Here is a 16,052-nt window from a genome sequence, read left to right as displayed (position 1 = left end):
GGCCTCAAACATTTTTCGTTTTTTCCGCCGCCTGTCACGCAATCTGAAAAAAGCCGGATTATGCGGGACAGATCGATCGTCGCACCTGCCGAATCGTCCGCTTTCGATCTCCGTCGCCACAGGGGCCGATCGAAAGCCTCTGGCAACGATTTCACAGTATGGTGCGCATTCGAACGGGGTCGTGACAGAAACCGCCCGGCAGGGGCGGTCATCATTCGGGGTCGGCTGTGACAATCTATCTGCCCATCGCAGAATTGTCGGTGAACATCTTCATCATTCTCGGCATGGGGGCGGCCGTCGGATTCCTGTCTGGAATGTTCGGCGTCGGTGGCGGCTTTCTGATCACGCCGCTGCTGATCTTCTACAATATCCCCCCAATCGTTGCGGTCGCAACCGGCGCCAACCAGGTGGTGGCGTCGTCGATCTCGGGTGCGATCACGCATTTCCGGCGCGGCACGCTCGACGTCAAGCTCGGCACGGTGCTTTTGGTCGGCGGTCTCTCGGGGGCGACGGTCGGCATCTGGATCTTCTCGCTGCTGCGCGCCATCGGCCAGCTCGATCTGATCATTTCGCTGATGTATGTGATCTTCCTCGGCACGGTCGGCGGACTGATGCTGCTCGAAAGCATCAATGCCATGCGGCGGGCGGCGGGCAACGAGCCGCCGGCACCACGCAAGCCCGGCCACCAGCACTGGGTGCACAGACTGCCGCTGAAGGTGCGTTTCAAGAAATCGAAGGTCTTTCTCAGCGTCATTCCGATCGTTGCGCTCGGCTTTGCGATCGGCATCCTCACCTCGATCATGGGTGTCGGCGGCGGCTTCATCATGGTGCCGGCAATGATCTATCTGTTGCGCATCCCGACCAATGTCGTTGTCGGCACCTCGTTGTTTCAGATCATTTTCGTGACCGCCTATACGACGATCGTGCAGGCGGCGACGAACTTTTCCGTCGATATCGTGCTCGCCTTCATCCTGATGGTCGCAGGTGTCATCGGCGCGCAATACGGCGTGCGCGTCGGCCAGAAGCTGCGCGGCGAGCAGCTGCGCGCCCTGCTCGGCCTGCTGGTACTCGCCGTCGGCGTGCGTCTGGCGATCGCGCTGGTGGTGACGCCGGCCGACATCTATTCGGTGGTGATGGGAGCGGGCAATTGATGCGCCTGCTTGCCGCCGCCATCGCGCTTCTTTGTCTGCTGCCGGCGGCTGCCGGAGCGCAATGGCTGCCTGGGCAGGCAACCGAAGCGGTGCGTGAAGGGCTGGAAATCGGCACGTCGACCAGCGAAATCGCCATCACCTCGGATTTCCACGGCGCCGACCTGACGATCTTCGGGGCGCTCTCGAACACCGACCAGCTGCTGCTCGCCATCGGCCAATATGACGTGGTCGTGGTGCTGGAAGGCCCGCGCCAGGATGCGACGGTGCGCAAGAAGGAGCGCGTCTTCGGCATCTGGGTCAATACACGCTCGATGACCTTCGAGGCGGTGCCGCACTCCTACTCGATGTCGAGTTCGCGGATGATCGACGACCTGACGACGCCGCTCGAGCTGACCGATCAGGGGATCGGCATCGATCACATTCCGCTGACGCCGGTCGGCTTCGTCGGCGATGGCAGCAATCTCGGCGAATTCCGCGATGCCTTCCGGCGGCTGCAGCAGGGCGGCGGGTTCTACGACCGCAACCCGAGCGGCGTGCGCTTCGTTTCCTCCAACCTCTTCAAGGCGAGCCTGCGCCTGCCGGCAAACATTCCGAACGGCGTCCACACGGTCCGCGCCTATCTGTTCAAGAGCGGCAATCTTATCACCCAGGAATCGCTGCCGCTGCGCGTCATCAAAACCGGCATCGAGCAGACGATCACCGACGCCGCGCATGGCCAGCCGATCCTCTATGGCTTCGCGTCCGTGGCTCTTGCCGTCATCACCGGCTGGGGCGCCAGCCTGATCTTCCGCAAGGACTGATCTGCGATAAGACGCGGCATTCACGCGAATTTCTTCCTTGTAACGGCGGGCGGTCAAGCGGCCGCGTCGCGCCGATGCGGTCATTCTCACCGCTGAACACCGCTTGCATTTTGCTATCAGTTGCATTAGGTTTCAACCAGTTGTAATATGCAATCGGTTTTGATCGTGGCTGGCAAATCCAGAAGGAGGATGGAATGAGAAAGCTTGTCGTCTGGAACCTGATGACCCTCGACGGTTATTTCGAAGGCACGAAGCCGTGGGATATCGACTTCCACAATCTCGCCTGGGGACCCGAGCTGCAGCGCCTGGCCGAGCAATTTGGTGAAGAAGGCGATCTGCTGGTCTTTGGCCGCAAGACCTATGAGGGCATGGCCTCCTACTGGCCGACCGCCGAAAGCGAAGACAAGATCAAGGCCTATATGAACGGCATCGCTAAGATCGCCGTGTCGCGGACGATGACCGAGCCCGGCTGGAACAATGCCCGCATCGTCAGCGATCCGATCCCCGAATTGACGAGGCTGAAACAAGAGGACGGCAAGACGATCTTCATCTTCGGCAGTGCCGCGCTTGCCGACAGCCTGCTGAAAGCCGGCCTCATCGATGAAGTCAGGATTTGCGTCGTGCCCCTCATTCTCGGCGGCGGCAACCCGCTTTTCAAGCCTGCAGGGGAGCAGGTCGCGCTAAAGCTCATCCAATCCTCAACGACGGAAAGTGGCGCAGTGATCTTGCGCTACGAGCCCGTCAAAGCGTAGCGGGTTAGACTATCTGATGACGACGGCGGTCCAATCTATGGCCGCATTCGGCTTTTCCTCCTCAAATCCCGCCTCTATCATCGTCGCCGAACAGAGGGCGACGGAGCATGACAAAAGGCGCAGACCCACCGTTTGCGGAAGAACAAGATGAACGGCCGGCGGTGGGTGCACCGGTGGAGATCCGATGCAGCGACGGCGTGATGCTCGGCGGCCATCTCTGGACCTCGGGCGAAGCGAAGGCTCGCGCCAGCGTCATTATCAATCCGGCGACTGGCGTGCTTGCGCGTTATTATCATCGTTACGGCCACTTTCTCGCCGCTCACGGTTTCGACGTCCTGACCTATGACTACCGCGGCATCGGGCTTTCGCGGCCGGCGAGGCTCCGCGGCTGCGATTATCGCTGGCGGGAGTGGGGCGAACAGGATTTCGACGCGGCGCTGTGCTTCATGGACAGACGGGCAGACCAGCCTCTCTATGTCGTCGGCCACAGCATCGGCGGTTTTCTGCCGGGCCTTTCGAAACATGCCGGCCGGATCGACCGCATGCTGACGATGGGCGCGCAATATGCCTATTGGCGCGATTATGCGGCAGCGCGCCGGATGCGGCTGCTGATCAAATGGCACGTCGTCATGCCTATGCTGACGGCGCTCTTCGGCTATTTTCCCGGCAAACGGCTCGGCTGGCTCGAGGATCTGCCGGCGGGCGTCGCCCATGAATGGAGCTTTCGCCGGGCGCGCATGGAGTGGAGCCACCCGGCCGCGGAGCGGGACGAGGTGCTCAAACGTTTTGCCGCGGTGACCGCACCTATTCTTGCCGTCGCCATGTCGGACGACGAACTCGGGACCGTGCCGGCGATCCGCCGCACGCTTGCCTATTACCGCAACGCCGAGATTGGCGAAGTGCTATTGCAGCCCGCCGATCTCGGCTTCGAGGCGATCGGCCATTTCGGCCTGTTCCATGCACGCCATTCCGAGGGCTTCTGGCGCGACAGCGTCCTCTGGCTGCGCGACGGCATCCATCCCTGGCCGGCGCAGGCAGCAATCCAGAGAAGTTCGTATTCGACTAAAAACCGGTTTTTAACATTTACGAGTTAGTAATCTCTCGGAAACGAGAGGTTTTATCATGCGTACTCGTATCGTTCTGACCGCCGTGGGTCTCGCGCTGCTTGCCGGCTGCGCGACGGCGCCGAAGCAGACGAGGAACATCTGTGCCGTCTTCGATGAGCGCGACGGGCTCTTCTCCAGCTGGCAGCGTGCAGCCGAGCGGACGGAGAAGAAATACGGCGTGCCGGTGCCAATCCTGATGGCGACGATGTATACCGAATCCGGCTTCCAGCCCTATGCGCGGCCGCCGCGCACCAAGCTGTTCGGCTTCATTCCCTGGACCCGGCCCTCAACCGCCTATGGTTATTCGCAGGCGCTCGACGGGACATGGGATCACTATCAGTCGCAGACCGGGAACTGGACAGCGCGGCGGGCAAACTTCGCCGACGCCATCGATTTCATCGGCTGGTATCACGCCCAGAACAGCGCGGAGACCGGCATTCCGCTGAACGACGCTTATAATCTCTATCTCGCCTATTATTCCGGCCCGACAGGATACAAACGCGGCGACTGGCGCTCGAACGGACAATTGCAGCAGACGGCGCAGAAATTTGCGCGGATGGCCGGGACGTATCAGCAGCAATTGCAGAAGTGTGATTGATTTCAGGGTGTGCCGTGTAAGTCCCGTATCCGAGATAGCAATCGCTACCCCCGCAAATTCCCGTATCTGACCGAATAGATCCGATCCCGGCCCAGCAGATGCGCCATCAGCGAAGATGTGTCGAACAGGCCCTTCATCGCCTGATGGGCGAGATCCAGGCCGCCGCTCATGACGCCGAAGGCCGGCATCAGGAGGCGGGCGCCATCGGTGGCGAAACACGGACGGCGGACGGATTTTTCGCGGCGGCGCACGGTCGCGGAGGGGTGCAGGTGGCCGGCGATTTCGCCTCTCTGCAAACCGCTCCGCGGCTCGTGGCGAAAGGTCAGTCCGGCATAATGCATCTCGTCGACCGAGGCGCCGGGCAGATCCACGACGCCGTCGGGATCGTGATTGCCATTGACCCAGATCCATTCGCGGCCGCGGGCCATGGCGACGATTAGCGCCCGGAAATTCTCCGGCAGATGCGCAGAACCGATGCGGTCGTGGAAATTGTCGCCGAGCGAGACGACGAGCTTCGGATCATAACGAGAAATGACGGCGGCAAGCACGGTCAGCGTCGCCAACGTATCATAAGGCGGCAGCATCATGCCGCGGCGGGCGAAGGCCGCGCCTTTTTCCAGATGCAGGTCGGAGACGACGAGCAGGCCGGCATCCGGCAGATAAAGCGCGCCGAGGGGGTCGCAGACGGCGGCAATGCCATGGACCGATGTCTCGATCCCCGGCATCGCGGTCTGTCCCGATATGTCGCGCGCAAGCGCCAGGCGGTTGATCACGGTCAATATTCCCAAACAAGTCTCAAGCGAGCGCCTCGGCGATCAGATCGTCGGCCGCTTCGGCGAGCAGCGCATCATGCGCCTCGCCCGGCACCGCTTCACGGCCGATTTCCAGCATCACCGGCACGGCGAGCGGGGAAATATGGTCGAGAGCGCGGTGGGTGATGTGGCCCCTGATTCGCCTCAGCATATCGCCAAGACGGCCAATATCCAAAAGTCCCGTCGCCGCATCCTGCCGCGTCGCCTGCAGCAGGATGTGATCCGGCTCGTGGCTGCGCAGCACGTCGTAGATCAGATCGGCCGAGACGGTGATCTGGCGGCCGCTCTTTTCCTTGCCAGGATGACGGCGCTCGATCAAGCCTGCAATCACGGCGCAATTGCGGAAGGTGCGCTTCAACAGGAAGGATTCGTCGAGCCAGGCTTCGAGATCGTCGCCAAGCATATCCTCGTCGAAGAGGTCGGAGAGGCTGAGCCTGCCATTGCCGATCATCAGCCCCATATCCTCGAGCCCCCAGACGGCCAGCGAATAATCGGTGGCGACGAAGCCGAGCGGCTTGGCGCCGGCCCGCTCCAGCCGGCGGGTGAGCAGCATGCCGAGCGTCTGGTGGGCGAGACGGCCTTCAAAGGGATAGGCGACCATATAGCCGCGGCTGCCGCGCGGGAAGGTTTCGATCAGGAACTCGTCGCGCTTCGGCAGCATCGACTTGTCTTTCTGCAGCGACAGCCAGTCGCGCACTTGATCCGGCAGTTGGCGCCAGCGGTGGGGGTCGGCGATCATCGCGCGCACCTGCTCGGCGAGATAGGTCGACAGCGGGAACTTGCCGCCATTGTAGGAGGGGATCTTCGGATCGAGCGAAAAGGCCTGCGATGCCAGGCACTCGTTTTCGCGGATGCCCTCGAAGCGCAGCACCTTGCCGGAGAAGACGAAAGTATCGCCCGGCGACAATTGCTCGAGGAAATATTCCTCGACCTTTCCAAGCGTGGCGCCGCCGCGGCCGATCCTGCCGCCCTCGCCGCGCTTGACCATGCGGATGTTCAGCATCGGGCTTTCGACGATGGTGCCGAGATTGAGGCGGTATTGCTGGGCGACGGCGGGATTGGAGACGCGCCAGCGGCCCTCCTTGGTCTTGCGGATGCGGGCATAACGCTCGTAGGTGCGGAGCGCATAACCGCCGGTCGCGACGAAATCGACGATGCGCTCGAAGGTTTCCCAGGTCAGATCGGCATAGGGCGAAGCGCTGATGATTTCATCGTAGAGTTCCAGCATGTCGAAAGGTTCGGCGCAGGCCATGCCGAGCACGTGCTGGGCGAGCACGTCGAGCGCGCCGCGGCCGACCGGCGGGGTGTCCTGGGCACCGACATAATTGGCGTCGAGGGCCGCCTGACACTCCATCACCTCGAAGCGGTTGGCCGGCACGAGGATCGCCTTCGACGGCTCGTCCATGCGGTGATTGGCGCGGCCGATGCGCTGGGCAAGCCGCGAGGCGCCCTTCGGCGCGCCGACATGGATGACGAGATCAACGTCGCCCCAGTCGATGCCGAGATCGAGGGTGGAGGTGGCAACGACGGCGCGCAGCCGGTTTTCGGCCATCGCCGCCTCGACCTTGCGGCGCTGGGCGACATCGAGCGAGCCGTGATGGAGGGCGATCGGCAGATTGTCGTCATTGATCGTCCAGAGCGCCTGGAACAGCATTTCCGCCTGGCTGCGGGTGTTGACGAACAGCAGTGTCGTTTTGTGTTCGACAAGCTTGTTGTAGACGTCGGGAATGGCATAGCGAGCGGAATGGCCGGCCCAGGGAATGCGCTCTTCGGTCGACAGGATCGAGATATCCGGTTTGGCGCCACCCTCGACGACGACGAGACCGGCATGATGCTCACTGCCCTCCTGCCCGCTGCCCTCCTGTTGGGCGACCAGCCATTTCTGCAGATCCATCGACTCGGCGACGGTCGCCGACAGGCCGATGGTCTGGAGGCCGGGGGCAAGGCGGCGCAGGCGGGCAAGGCCGAGCGACAGCATATGGCCGCGTTTGGAGGTGACGAGCGAATGCAACTCGTCGAGCACGACATATTTCAGGTCCTTGAAGAAGCGCTCGGCCTCGCGGTTGGCGAGAAGCAGCGCGACCTGTTCCGGTGTCGTCAGAAGAATATCCGGCGGGTTGAGCTTCTGACGCTGGCGCTTGGCGTTCGGCGTGTCGCCGGTGCGGTTTTCGACGGTAACCGGCAGGCCCATCTCCTCGACCGGCTTCATCAGGTTGCGCTCGATATCGATGGCAAGCGCCTTCAGCGGCGAGACATAGAGCGTATGGATGCCGGTGAAGACGGAGCCTGGCGGAATCCGGCCGCGGCGGGTGAGATCGGTAAGCGACGGCAGAAAACCGGCGAGCGTCTTGCCGGCGCCGGTGGGCGCAATCAGCAGCGTGCTTTCACCGGCCTCGGCGCGGGCGAGCAATTCCAGCTGATGGGCGCGCGGCCGCCAGCCCTTTTCCGCAAACCAGCGGGTAAAGGCGGCAGGCAACAAAGCGCGGGCTTCGGCATCGATCTGGTCCACGCCCTGAAACTAGTGAAATCCTAAGGAAAAAGAAGAGCGGCAGCTTTTCACATGGCGATATAGCGGTCTTTGCGATGGTTGATGGCAATCGTGAGGTTGAGCACGACCGCGCCGAGCACGGAGCAGGCAATGATGAAGGGGCTGGCGACGAAGAAGGAGAGCGCCAGGATGATGCCGTCGAAGCCGAGCTGGACGAAACCGGCGCGCCAGCCGAAACGATCCTGAATATAGAGGGCGAGAATGCCGATGCCGCCGAGGCTGGCGCGGTGGCGAAAGAGCGCCAGCATGCCGGCGCCGATGACAAGACCGCCAAAGAGCGCCCCGGCGAAAGGATTGACATGGGCGATGCCGATGAATTCCGGGACGAATTCGGACAGGACCGATGTCAGGGCGATGGCGGCGAAGGTCTTGATGGTGAAGGCAAGACCCAAGCGGCGAAAGGCGAGATAATAGAAGGGCAGGTTCACCGCGAAGAAACAAAGGCCGAAGCTGATCCCGGTCGCATAATGCGCGAGGAAGGCAAGACCCGCCGTGCCGCCGGCGAGCAGCCCCGCGCCGGAGAGAAGCGAGACGCCAAGCACGGCGAGCATGCTACCGGCGACGATGCCCTGGGCGTCGTCGAACGGCGAGTGGCGATCGGCGCTGGTATTCAGAAGGCCTGCGAAGGCGTTGGATGCCATGATGTTCCCCTGTCGGCTTTCTCCGTTTCTATCCGGCGCCGGGAGAAAGGCAAACAGCGCCCTGTTGACAACCGGTATAATCATGGATATTTTTTATCCACGAATTGGAGAGATGCTTCGATGAAGATGAGCGATGGAGTCGAGCAGGCCATTCACAGCGTCGCGATGCTTGCCGGCCTCTCCGAAGGCGGCGTGCTTTCGGCCGCAGCACTGGCGGAGTTCCACGGCGTCTCGACGAGCTATCTGCTGAAACATCTGCAGGCGCTGTCAGGCGCCGGCATCCTCGATACCGTGCCGGGGCCGAAAGGCGGATACCGGCTGGCGAAGGCGGCCGAGGAGATCTCGCTGCTCGACATCCTGCTTGCGGTCGAGGGACAGGCGCCGGCTTTCCGCTGCGCCGAAATCCGCCAGCGCGGGCCGAACCCGGTCGCCGATCGCTTCTTCGCCAAGCCCTGCAACATCAGCGCGGCGATGCTCCGGGCCGAACGGGTCTATCGGACCGAACTCGCCAAGACCAGCATTGCCGACCTCGGCATCGAACTGACGGCCCTCGACGACGGATCGATCGCAGCCCGAGGCTGCGCCTTCCTTGAAATCCATGAACGCAAGACGGCTCGCTGAGCCATAACCAAGGAGAAGATCATGCAACCGCGTTTCAACTTCGCAAAAGCCGCCCCCGATGCCTACAAGGCGATCGTCGCGCTCGAGCAGTACGTCCAGTCCTCCGGGCTCGAGCGCCGCTTCATCCACCTGATCAAGCTGCGCGCTTCGCAGATCAACGGCTGCGCCTATTGCGTCGACATGCATGTGAAGGAAGCCCGCCATGATGGGCTCAGCGAGCAATGGATCAACCTGATGTGTGTCTGGCGGGAATCACCAGTTTATGACACCCGCGAACGGGCGCTGCTCGGCTGGGTCGACGCCGTGACCAACATTGCTAAAACCGGTGCACCGGATGCCGATTACGAGACGCTGAAGGCGCATTTTTCCGAGGAGGAAATGACGAAGATCACCGTGGCGATCGGCGCGATCAATATCTGGAACCGACTTGCCGTCGGCTTCCGCTCGCAGCATCCGATCGATGCCGCAGTCAAGGCAGCGTGATCAATTTCTGCTTAAGGGAACCATCCCGGCGACCGACCCGAAAATCTCGGGTCGGTTGAATATAAGGTCACTCGTAATTCGGAGTGGCCCGCACGGCAACGGCATCAGGCGATGGGCCTGAGAGGTCGATGCTATTGAAGAGGTCGCGGACAACTTTCGCGATTTCCTCTGCGGAAGCGCCCTTGGCGTATTCTTCCTGCATGCGGCGTCTTACAAGCTTTTCCAAATCTGACATAACTCACCTCATCAAATCCGGCGCGGGAAGAAGTGTCGCGTCATGGCTGAGCAGAGGCAAGTTACGTTTTGTTTAGAATGGCTTACCGATTTGTAATGTTAGAGTGCGATGTAGCGGTCGGCACGGTGGTTGATGGCGACGAAAAGGTTGAGGACGACGGCGCCGAGCACGGAATAGAAGACGACCGGCGGCGTGGTGACGAGGAAGGCGGCGGCGAGCACGCAGAGGTCGATGGCGAGCTGGACGAGGCCGGCGCGGATGCCGAAACGCTCCTGAACGTAGATACCGAGAATGCCGACGCCGCCGAGGCTGGCGCGGTGGCGATAGAGCGCCAGTACGCCGAAGCCGAGCAGCAGGCCGCCGAGAAGGGCCGCCCAGGCCGGATGGATGCTGGAAATGGAGAAGAAGCGCGACTGCACGTCGGCAAGCACCGAAGTCAGGCCGATGGCGATGAAGGTCTTGATCGTGAAACCCATGCCGAGACGCTTCCACGACAGCCAGAAGAACGGCAGGTTGAGCAGGAAGAAAGCAAGGCCGAAATTGACGCCGAAGGCATAATGCAAAAGGAAGGCCACGCCGGCCGTGCTGCCGGTAAGAAGCCCGGCGCTGGCGAGCACGTAGAGGCCGAGGGCGGCGACGAGGCTGCCGGAGAATATGCCCTGCACGTCTTCGATCGGGGCATGGCGCGTGGCGCTGGCATTCCAGAAGCCGCCAAGGGCATTGATGAGCTGTGTCATGTCGCCAGTCTCCACGGCAGACGAGTTCAAGAACACGCCGGAGAACACCGGGCGCGGCGAAATTTTGCGTAATGAAATGAGCTTGAGCGCCTTGGCGTTTATCGCTGGGCTCGCTGCCGATGCGGTGCAGTATCGGGTTTTTCAGTGAGCCGATCAAGCGAAATAGGTAAGCAATACTGACCTATAAAAACATCGCAAGAAATGTTCGCTCACGCCGGCTTGCGCGTAAGAAACAGAATGCCGGCAACTGGTTTGCCGCCATCTTTGCGAATGACCGTCTTGGTGATTTTGAGGATTTCGAGGCCGTGACGGGCGAGCAGCTTCCGCACATAGGCTTCCGAATGGGCGTAACGCAGCGATGGCGCGAGATGAAAGCCGTCGCCCTCCCCCGCATCCTCGACGGAAAAGGCGATGTCGGCGCCGGCGGCGGCGAGGTCTTCGACGATGGCAAAGACGCTTTCGAGATTGCCGAGATACATCAGCACATCGGCTGCCGTCACCAGGTCGGCGCGATGTCGCGCCGCATCGGTAAACAGGCCGGAGAGATCGGGCGCGAGCGACAGATCGGCCTGGGCGAGACTGTCATAGACGTGTTTCTCGGCGGCCTTGGCCAGCATGTTCTGCGAGAGGTCGAAGCCTTCGAGACGGGTGACACGGCCATGGATTTCCGAGCCGAGCAGACCGGTGCCGCAGCCAAGATCGACGGCCAATTGGTAATGCCTGCCGGTGGAGTTAACGAGGGCTGCGAGCTTCTGCGGGACGCTGTAATCGAGTTTTTCGACCAGTGCCGATTCGAAACGGTCGGCATAGTCGTCGAACAGGCGCTCGACATAGCGGCTCGGCGGCCGGTCGGGTGTGGCGCTATCGCCGAGCAGGGCGAGCTTGAGTGCGGCGCCGAAAATGTCTTCGGGATCGAGGGCAAGCGTGCTGCGATAGGCCCCGATCGCGGCTTCCCCCTTGCCCGCCTTTTCGCGATAGGTGGCGAGGCGATACCAGCCGGCGGCCCAGCCGGGCACGAGTTCGAGCGCCTGCTCCATCAGCTCGGCCGCCGCCTCGGGCTCACCGCCTTCGTCGAGCATGCGGGCGTAATCGGCACGGCGGTCGGCGATGACATCGCCTGAGGAAAGCTGGTGGGGCTGCATAATTAGACCTGTTGACTTTTACGCATGTCGTTATCGCAAAACCGCTCCACACTTTTGCGCGACATGCGTTACAGCGCCGCGCGTCTTTTAAGACGCGCAAAGGACGCTGTAACACTTTCAATCCGCGCATCGTGCTTTCCGAAAATCGATTCCGATTTTCGGGCCGATGCGCCAGCCCGCATTTGGCTGCGGCCACAAAAAAACTCAAGTCCTATTTCACAGGCGAAGCGGCCAATCCCGGAAAGGGCTTGCGGGCGGTACGCCGCAACCTTATTCCAAGGGCAAACAGGAGATGGCGCATGTCCGATCAGGTGAACAAGTTCCTCGGCGATTCCTTCGCCCGCACATTGATAAAGCTTATCGTCGTGTCGCTGATCGTCGGTTTCGTCATGACAGTCTTCGGCCTGACGCCGTGGAACATCATCTATGGGTTCCGGGATTTCATCCTGGAAATCTGGCATCGGGGTTTCTCGGCGCTCGGGCGCGTCGGCGACTATCTCCTCCTCGGGGCGACGATCGTCATCCCGCTCTTCGTCATCCTTCGCCTTTTCAGCTATCGCCGGTAACATGACATCGATCGACCTTTCCAGGCGCAGCCTGCTCATCCTTTCCGGACTCACGTTTGCCGCCGGCATCGCCGGCTGCACCACGACCCCGCACCTTGCCGGCACGCCGTCCAACGGCGAGGACGAAACGGCGAGCGTGCTGCCGCTCGTCAACCAGTTGAGGGCGAAGAACGGTCTGCCGCCGCTTAGCCCCGATCCGGCGGCGAGCACGGCTGCTCTCTTCCAGGCCAAACGCATGGCGAGTGCCGGCAAGATGGCGCATCTGATGGGGCTAACCGACAGTTTCGGGGCGCGGGTCAAGGCGAGCGGCGTCCAGCTGCCGGCGGCTGAAAATATCGCCGCCGGCCAGCAGAGCGTCGATGCCGTGGTGACGGCCTGGATCAACTCGCCGCATCATCTGGAAAACATGCTCGGGCGCTATGACGGCCTCGGCGTCGCCGTCGCCCATAATGTATCTTCCAGGAACCTGCCCTATTGGGCCATGGTGTTGTCCAGCTGAGGCGATTCGGCCTCGAGATAAGGCCATCATGGATACGCGCAGCAACGACAACAGGTTCGCTTTCGATGTGACGCACCGGCTGGTGCTGTCGATCGCCATTCCGATGACGCTCGGCTTCATGACGACGCCGATGCTCGGGCTGACGAATACCGCCGTCGTCGGCCGTATGGGTGACCCGGAAGCACTTGCGGGGCTGGCGATCGGCGCGATGCTGTTCGATCTGATCATGGGCAGCTTCAACTTTCTGCGCGCCTCGACGACCGGTCTGACGGCGCAGGCCTATGGCCGGCGGGATGGGCACGAGCAGCAGGCGATCTTCTCCCGGGCGATGATTTCGGCGCTCGGCTGCGGATTGGCGCTGCTTTTTCTTTCGCCGCTGCTGATCGCGGCCGGGTTGAGGCTGATGGGCGCGCACGGAGCGATCGCCGAGGCGACCAGCAGCTATTTTTCGATCCGCATCCTCGCCGCACCGGCAGCACTGGCGAATTACGCCATCCTTGGCTTCGTGCTCGGGCGCGGACAGGGCAAGATCGGGCTGCTGCTGCAGGCGATCATCAACGGCATCAACATCCTGCTGTCCATCTATCTCGGCCTGACGCTCGATTGGGGCGTGGCGGGGGTCGCCTGGGGTACGATGGCCGGCGAGACGGCCGGCGCGTTCGCCGGGCTTTTCATCGTGCTCAGCGGCTTTGCCAAGGCGGAGCGGCCAGCATGGTCCGAGGTTTTTTCCCGGCGCCGGCTGGCTGAGCTTTTCGCGCTCAACCGCGACATCCTGATCCGCACCTTCGTGCTGATCGGCGCCTTCACCATCATGACGCGGATCGGCACCGGTTTCGGCGCGGTGACGCTTGCCGCCAATGCCGTTTTGATGAATTTCGTTCTGCTCTCCAGTTATTATCTCGACGGGCTCGCCAATGCCGCCGAGCAGATCACCGGCCGGGCGATCGGCGCGCGCTACCGGCCGGCGTTCGACCGCGGGCTGAAGCTGACGACCTTGTGGTCCTTCGGGTTGGCGGCGATCGTTTCGGCTTTCTTCTTCCTCGCCGGTCCCTGGCTGATCTCGGTGCTGACGACCTCACCGGAGGTGCGACAGGCGGCTGAGACCTATCTGCCCTGGGCGGCGGTGACCGGGCTGACGGGCGCGCTCGCCTTCCTGATGGACGGGGTCTTCATCGGCGCCACATGGTCGGCCGAGATGCGCAACCGGATGCTGATGTCCTTTGCTGGCTATCTCCTGATGCTCGCCGTCTTCGTCCCGCTCTTTGGCAATCACGGCCTCTGGCTGGCAATGAACGCCTTCCTGCTCTTCCGCGGCTTTTTCCTGGCAATACTGGTCAAGCCGCGGGCCGATCAGGCATTTCGGGCCGCCCAGTAATCCAGCCTGGTGTCGCGCAAGTCGCGGATCGAGTTGGCCTTTTCGCGATCCAGGAGTTTGGTGAGGCCGCGGACGATATCGCCGGCCAGACCAGGCCCTTCGTAGACCATGCAGGAATAGAGCTGGACGAGATCGGCGCCCGCCCTGATCTTTTCCAGCGCGGTTTCGGCCGAGGAGACACCACCGACGCCGATGATCGGCAAAGCCTGGCCGACGCGCTTGCGCATCCTGGCGAGCACGGCCGTCGATTTTTCGAACAGCGGCACGCCGGAGAGGCCGCCTGTCTCTTTCGCCTGGCGCTGATCCTTGAGACCGTCGCGCGACAGCGTGGTGTTGGAGACGATCAGACCATCCAGCGCATGCGCGAGCGCTTCCGCCGCGATATCGTCCATGCCTTCCTCGGTCAGATCAGGAGCGATCTTCAGAAAGACCGGGACCTTGCGGCCGGATGTCACTGCTGCCTCGTCGCGCGCCGCAAGCACGGCAGACAGCAGTGCGGCGAGGCTTTCACGGCCCTGCAAGTCGCGCAGGCCCGGCGTGTTCGGCGAAGAGATGTTGGCGGTGAAATAACGTGCGACGGAATGGAAGCGGCGAATGCCGGCGACGTAATCGGCGATGCGGTCGTCGCTGTCCTTGTTGGCGCCGATATTGACGCCGACCATGCCCTTGCCGCTCAGCGCGGCAAGGCGTCCGAAAGCTGCCTCATGGCCTTCATTGTTGAAGCCGAGGCGGTTGATGACGGCTTCATCCTCGACCAGGCGGAAGATGCGCGGCCGCGGATTGCCGGATTGCGGCTTCGGCGTCACCGTGCCGATTTCGGTAAAGCCGAAACCAAGCTTCAAGAGCGCCTCCGGCACCTCGGCATTCTTGTCGTAGCCGGCGGCCATGCCGAGCGGATTGTCGAAGACGAGGCCGGCAACCGTCTGGCGCAGGCGTGGATCGGGGGTGAGCTGGCAAGCGGGCACCAGGCCGGATTTCAGCGCGGCGATCGACATGCCGTGCGCCGTTTCCGGATCGAACAGGAAGAGACCCTTGCGGGCGACACGCTTGAAAGGATCGATCATGGCTGCAGCTCCGGGAAGACATGGGCGCCGGTCTCGTCGAGCGGCAGCGGTACTTCTGAGAGCACGGCGGCCAGCGGCAGGTCGGCAAAGAGATGCGGGAAGAGATCGCCGCCGCGCGAGGGTTCGAACACCAGCTTGTCGCCAAAACCCCCTCCATCGACGGCAATCAGCAGCAGCCCGGAGTGGCCGGCAAAATGCAGCGCCGCGGTCTGCTTCACCTGATCGGCGGTCGAGAAATGGATGAAGCCATCCTTCAGATCGATGCCGGCGCCATGAAAAATGCCGGTTTGTCTGGCTTGCTGCCAGAGCGTTTCCGTCACGATCTTGTAAAGGGTCGGTGTCACGCTCATCATGGCCTCGCGATTGCTGGTCCTCGATCACCAGCGCTTTGCCGGAAAGAGGCGGCGATGTCCACGCCCCAGCACTCAAAAACGGGACCGGCAGAAACAAATTCCGGAGGATGAGACGATGAAGATTTTGGTTCTCACGCTTAGCGTTCTTCTCCTGCCGCTTGGCGCCGCGGCGGCCGAACCCGATGCAAGCCGGTTCCAGCTGGAAAAGAGCGGCGACCATTTCGTGCGGCTCGACCGGCAGACCGGGGCAATGTCGATCTGCCAGGACAAGGACGGCGCCCTCGTCTGCCGGATGGCGGCCGACGAACGGGCGGCCTATGAGGACGAACTCGACCGGCTTTCCGAGCGGGTGACGAAGCTGGAGCAAGGCGGCTCCATCCAGCGCGCGCTGCCGAGCGATGCCGAAGTCGACCGCTCGATCAGCATCATGGAGAAGATGATGAAGAGTTTCATGGGGATGGTGAAGGAGTTCCAGGCTGATGAAAACGCCAATCCCCTTCCGCAGAAGACCTGATCTGATATAATCCCATGAGAAAGCCGGCATGAACGCGGAGGGATGGCGTTCGCGC

Annotated in this window: 20 protein-coding genes; 12 read left to right on the top strand and 8 right to left on the bottom strand. The window is 62.2% G+C overall.

Annotated elements, in window-relative coordinates:
• The first annotated feature begins 227 nt into the window (after positions 1–227).
• The 5 genes from J3O30_RS03120 (at position 228) to J3O30_RS03100 (ending at position 4,407) form a co-directional block, all read left to right on the top strand.
• Positions 228–1,151, top strand: a complete 924-nt coding sequence (locus J3O30_RS03120; RefSeq protein WP_207582840.1) for a sulfite exporter TauE/SafE family protein — start codon at positions 228–230, stop codon at positions 1,149–1,151.
• On the top strand, positions 1,151–1,951 hold the full coding sequence (locus J3O30_RS03115; protein WP_207582839.1) for a TIGR02186 family protein: 801 nt from the start codon (positions 1,151–1,153) through the stop codon (positions 1,949–1,951). Before J3O30_RS03120 ends, J3O30_RS03115 begins: the two co-directional genes overlap by 1 nt.
• Before the next feature lie 194 nt (positions 1,952–2,145).
• The gene (locus J3O30_RS03110) at positions 2,146–2,703 is read left to right on the top strand and encodes a dihydrofolate reductase family protein (protein WP_207582838.1); all 558 of its coding nucleotides are present in this window, start codon (positions 2,146–2,148) and stop codon (positions 2,701–2,703) included.
• A gap of 107 nt (positions 2,704–2,810) precedes the next feature.
• Positions 2,811–3,797, top strand: coding sequence for an alpha/beta fold hydrolase (locus tag J3O30_RS03105; protein ID WP_207582837.1), 987 nt, complete (start codon positions 2,811–2,813; stop codon positions 3,795–3,797).
• A 28-nt stretch (positions 3,798–3,825) separates the two neighbouring features.
• A complete protein-coding gene (locus J3O30_RS03100; RefSeq protein ID WP_207582836.1) occupies positions 3,826–4,407 on the top strand; it encodes a transglycosylase SLT domain-containing protein in 582 nt (193 codons plus the stop codon).
• 44 nt (positions 4,408–4,451) lie between these two features.
• Here J3O30_RS03100 and pdeM read toward each other — a convergent pair whose 3' ends face one another.
• The 3 genes from pdeM to J3O30_RS03085 are packed head-to-tail and all read right to left on the bottom strand — an operon-like array spanning position 4,452 to position 8,408.
• Positions 4,452–5,180 carry a ligase-associated DNA damage response endonuclease PdeM gene (pdeM, locus tag J3O30_RS03095; RefSeq protein ID WP_207582835.1) on the bottom strand — a complete coding sequence of 243 codons (729 nt, stop codon included), beginning with the start codon at positions 5,178–5,180 and terminating at the stop codon, positions 4,452–4,454.
• Positions 5,181–5,202: 22 nt separating this feature from the next.
• Positions 5,203–7,728, bottom strand: a complete 2,526-nt coding sequence (locus J3O30_RS03090; RefSeq protein WP_207582834.1) for a ligase-associated DNA damage response DEXH box helicase — start codon at positions 7,726–7,728, stop codon at positions 5,203–5,205.
• Positions 7,729–7,775: 47 nt separating this feature from the next.
• Complete coding sequence (locus J3O30_RS03085; RefSeq protein WP_207582833.1) at positions 7,776–8,408, bottom strand: YitT family protein; 633 nt, start codon at positions 8,406–8,408, stop codon at positions 7,776–7,778.
• Between the two features lie 120 nt (positions 8,409–8,528).
• On the opposite strand from J3O30_RS03085, the gene J3O30_RS03080 reads away from it, so the two are divergent.
• Both J3O30_RS03080 and J3O30_RS03075 read left to right on the top strand, forming a co-directional pair.
• Positions 8,529–9,029, top strand: a complete 501-nt coding sequence (locus J3O30_RS03080) for an Rrf2 family transcriptional regulator (RefSeq protein WP_207582832.1) — start codon at positions 8,529–8,531, stop codon at positions 9,027–9,029.
• A gap of 21 nt (positions 9,030–9,050) precedes the next feature.
• Positions 9,051–9,512, top strand: coding sequence for a carboxymuconolactone decarboxylase family protein (locus tag J3O30_RS03075; RefSeq protein ID WP_207582831.1), 462 nt, complete (start codon positions 9,051–9,053; stop codon positions 9,510–9,512).
• 67 nt (positions 9,513–9,579) lie between these two features.
• On the opposite strand, the gene J3O30_RS03070 is transcribed toward J3O30_RS03075, so the two are convergent.
• Together J3O30_RS03070 and J3O30_RS03065 are read right to left on the bottom strand one after the other, a co-directional pair.
• The gene (locus tag J3O30_RS03070) at positions 9,580–9,747 is read right to left on the bottom strand and encodes a hypothetical protein (RefSeq protein WP_207584407.1); all 168 of its coding nucleotides are present in this window, start codon (positions 9,745–9,747) and stop codon (positions 9,580–9,582) included.
• Positions 9,748–9,845: 98 nt separating this feature from the next.
• Positions 9,846–10,484, bottom strand: a complete 639-nt coding sequence (locus tag J3O30_RS03065) for a YitT family protein (RefSeq protein ID WP_207582830.1) — start codon at positions 10,482–10,484, stop codon at positions 9,846–9,848.
• On the opposite strand from J3O30_RS03065, the gene J3O30_RS03060 reads away from it, so the two are divergent.
• Complete coding sequence (locus J3O30_RS03060; RefSeq protein ID WP_207582829.1) at positions 10,483–10,632, top strand: hypothetical protein; 150 nt, start codon at positions 10,483–10,485, stop codon at positions 10,630–10,632. The two genes, J3O30_RS03065 and J3O30_RS03060, sit on opposite strands and share 2 nt — an antisense overlap.
• 61 nt (positions 10,633–10,693) lie before the next feature.
• Here J3O30_RS03060 and J3O30_RS03055 read toward each other — a convergent pair whose 3' ends face one another.
• Positions 10,694–11,626 carry a methyltransferase gene (locus J3O30_RS03055; RefSeq protein ID WP_207582828.1) on the bottom strand — a complete coding sequence of 311 codons (933 nt, stop codon included), beginning with the start codon at positions 11,624–11,626 and terminating at the stop codon, positions 10,694–10,696.
• Positions 11,627–11,925: 299 nt separating this feature from the next.
• Here J3O30_RS03055 and J3O30_RS03050 point away from each other — a divergent pair, with 299 nt between their 5' ends.
• From J3O30_RS03050 to J3O30_RS03040, 3 genes are read left to right on the top strand one after another with little or no spacing between them, the layout of a single operon-like run.
• Positions 11,926–12,192, top strand: a complete 267-nt coding sequence (locus J3O30_RS03050) for a DUF6460 domain-containing protein (RefSeq protein WP_164006429.1) — start codon at positions 11,926–11,928, stop codon at positions 12,190–12,192.
• 1 nt (position 12,193) lies between these two features.
• Positions 12,194–12,691: a CAP domain-containing protein gene (locus J3O30_RS03045; RefSeq protein WP_207582827.1), complete on the top strand. Its 498-nt coding sequence runs from the start codon at positions 12,194–12,196 to the stop codon at positions 12,689–12,691.
• Between the two features lie 28 nt (positions 12,692–12,719).
• Entirely contained in the window at positions 12,720–14,066 is a 1,347-nt protein-coding gene (locus J3O30_RS03040) for an MATE family efflux transporter (RefSeq protein WP_207582826.1), read from the top strand.
• On the opposite strand, the gene J3O30_RS03035 is transcribed toward J3O30_RS03040, so the two are convergent.
• Positions 14,042–15,130, bottom strand: a complete 1,089-nt coding sequence (locus tag J3O30_RS03035; RefSeq protein ID WP_207582825.1) for a quinone-dependent dihydroorotate dehydrogenase — start codon at positions 15,128–15,130, stop codon at positions 14,042–14,044. The genes J3O30_RS03040 and J3O30_RS03035 overlap by 25 nt on opposite strands.
• On the bottom strand, positions 15,127–15,480 hold the full coding sequence (locus J3O30_RS03030) for a DUF952 domain-containing protein (RefSeq protein ID WP_207582824.1): 354 nt from the start codon (positions 15,478–15,480) through the stop codon (positions 15,127–15,129). The genes J3O30_RS03035 and J3O30_RS03030 overlap by 4 nt, the downstream gene beginning before the upstream one ends.
• Positions 15,481–15,598: 118 nt before the next feature.
• Between J3O30_RS03030 and J3O30_RS03025 the strand changes: the two genes are divergently transcribed.
• Positions 15,599–15,997, top strand: coding sequence for a hypothetical protein (locus J3O30_RS03025; protein ID WP_207582823.1), 399 nt, complete (start codon positions 15,599–15,601; stop codon positions 15,995–15,997).
• Positions 15,998–16,052 lie beyond the last annotated feature (55 nt).

The organism is Rhizobium sp. NZLR1, from assembly GCF_017357385.1.
In the GTDB taxonomy this organism is placed as follows: domain Bacteria; phylum Pseudomonadota; class Alphaproteobacteria; order Rhizobiales; family Rhizobiaceae; genus Rhizobium.
This window is presented reverse-complemented; position numbering and strand designations above follow the sequence as displayed.

Excerpts from the sequence above, each read along its gene's own strand:
- J3O30_RS03115 (WP_207582839.1), top strand. The coding sequence starts at position 1,151 with ATGCGCCTGCTTGCCGCCGCCATCGCGCTTCTTTGTCTGCTGCCGGCG.
- J3O30_RS03110 (WP_207582838.1), top strand. The coding sequence starts at position 2,146 with ATGAGAAAGCTTGTCGTCTGGAACCTGATGACCCTCGACGGTTATTTC.
- J3O30_RS03105 (WP_207582837.1), top strand. The coding sequence starts at position 2,811 with ATGACAAAAGGCGCAGACCCACCGTTTGCGGAAGAACAAGATGAACGG.
- J3O30_RS03100 (WP_207582836.1), top strand. The coding sequence starts at position 3,826 with ATGCGTACTCGTATCGTTCTGACCGCCGTGGGTCTCGCGCTGCTTGCC.
- J3O30_RS03085 (WP_207582833.1), bottom strand. The coding sequence starts at position 8,408 with ATGGCATCCAACGCCTTCGCAGGCCTTCTGAATACCAGCGCCGATCGC.
- J3O30_RS03080 (WP_207582832.1), top strand. The coding sequence starts at position 8,529 with ATGAAGATGAGCGATGGAGTCGAGCAGGCCATTCACAGCGTCGCGATG.
- J3O30_RS03075 (WP_207582831.1), top strand. The coding sequence starts at position 9,051 with ATGCAACCGCGTTTCAACTTCGCAAAAGCCGCCCCCGATGCCTACAAG.
- J3O30_RS03070 (WP_207584407.1), bottom strand. The coding sequence starts at position 9,747 with ATGTCAGATTTGGAAAAGCTTGTAAGACGCCGCATGCAGGAAGAATAC.
- J3O30_RS03060 (WP_207582829.1), top strand. The coding sequence starts at position 10,483 with ATGTCGCCAGTCTCCACGGCAGACGAGTTCAAGAACACGCCGGAGAAC.
- J3O30_RS03065 (WP_207582830.1), bottom strand. The coding sequence starts at position 10,484 with ATGACACAGCTCATCAATGCCCTTGGCGGCTTCTGGAATGCCAGCGCC.
- J3O30_RS03055 (WP_207582828.1), bottom strand. The coding sequence starts at position 11,626 with ATGCAGCCCCACCAGCTTTCCTCAGGCGATGTCATCGCCGACCGCCGT.
- J3O30_RS03050 (WP_164006429.1), top strand. The coding sequence starts at position 11,926 with ATGTCCGATCAGGTGAACAAGTTCCTCGGCGATTCCTTCGCCCGCACA.
- J3O30_RS03045 (WP_207582827.1), top strand. The coding sequence starts at position 12,194 with ATGACATCGATCGACCTTTCCAGGCGCAGCCTGCTCATCCTTTCCGGA.
- J3O30_RS03040 (WP_207582826.1), top strand. The coding sequence starts at position 12,720 with ATGGATACGCGCAGCAACGACAACAGGTTCGCTTTCGATGTGACGCAC.
- J3O30_RS03035 (WP_207582825.1), bottom strand. The coding sequence starts at position 15,130 with ATGATCGATCCTTTCAAGCGTGTCGCCCGCAAGGGTCTCTTCCTGTTC.
- J3O30_RS03030 (WP_207582824.1), bottom strand. The coding sequence starts at position 15,480 with ATGAGCGTGACACCGACCCTTTACAAGATCGTGACGGAAACGCTCTGG.
- J3O30_RS03025 (WP_207582823.1), top strand. The coding sequence starts at position 15,599 with ATGAAGATTTTGGTTCTCACGCTTAGCGTTCTTCTCCTGCCGCTTGGC.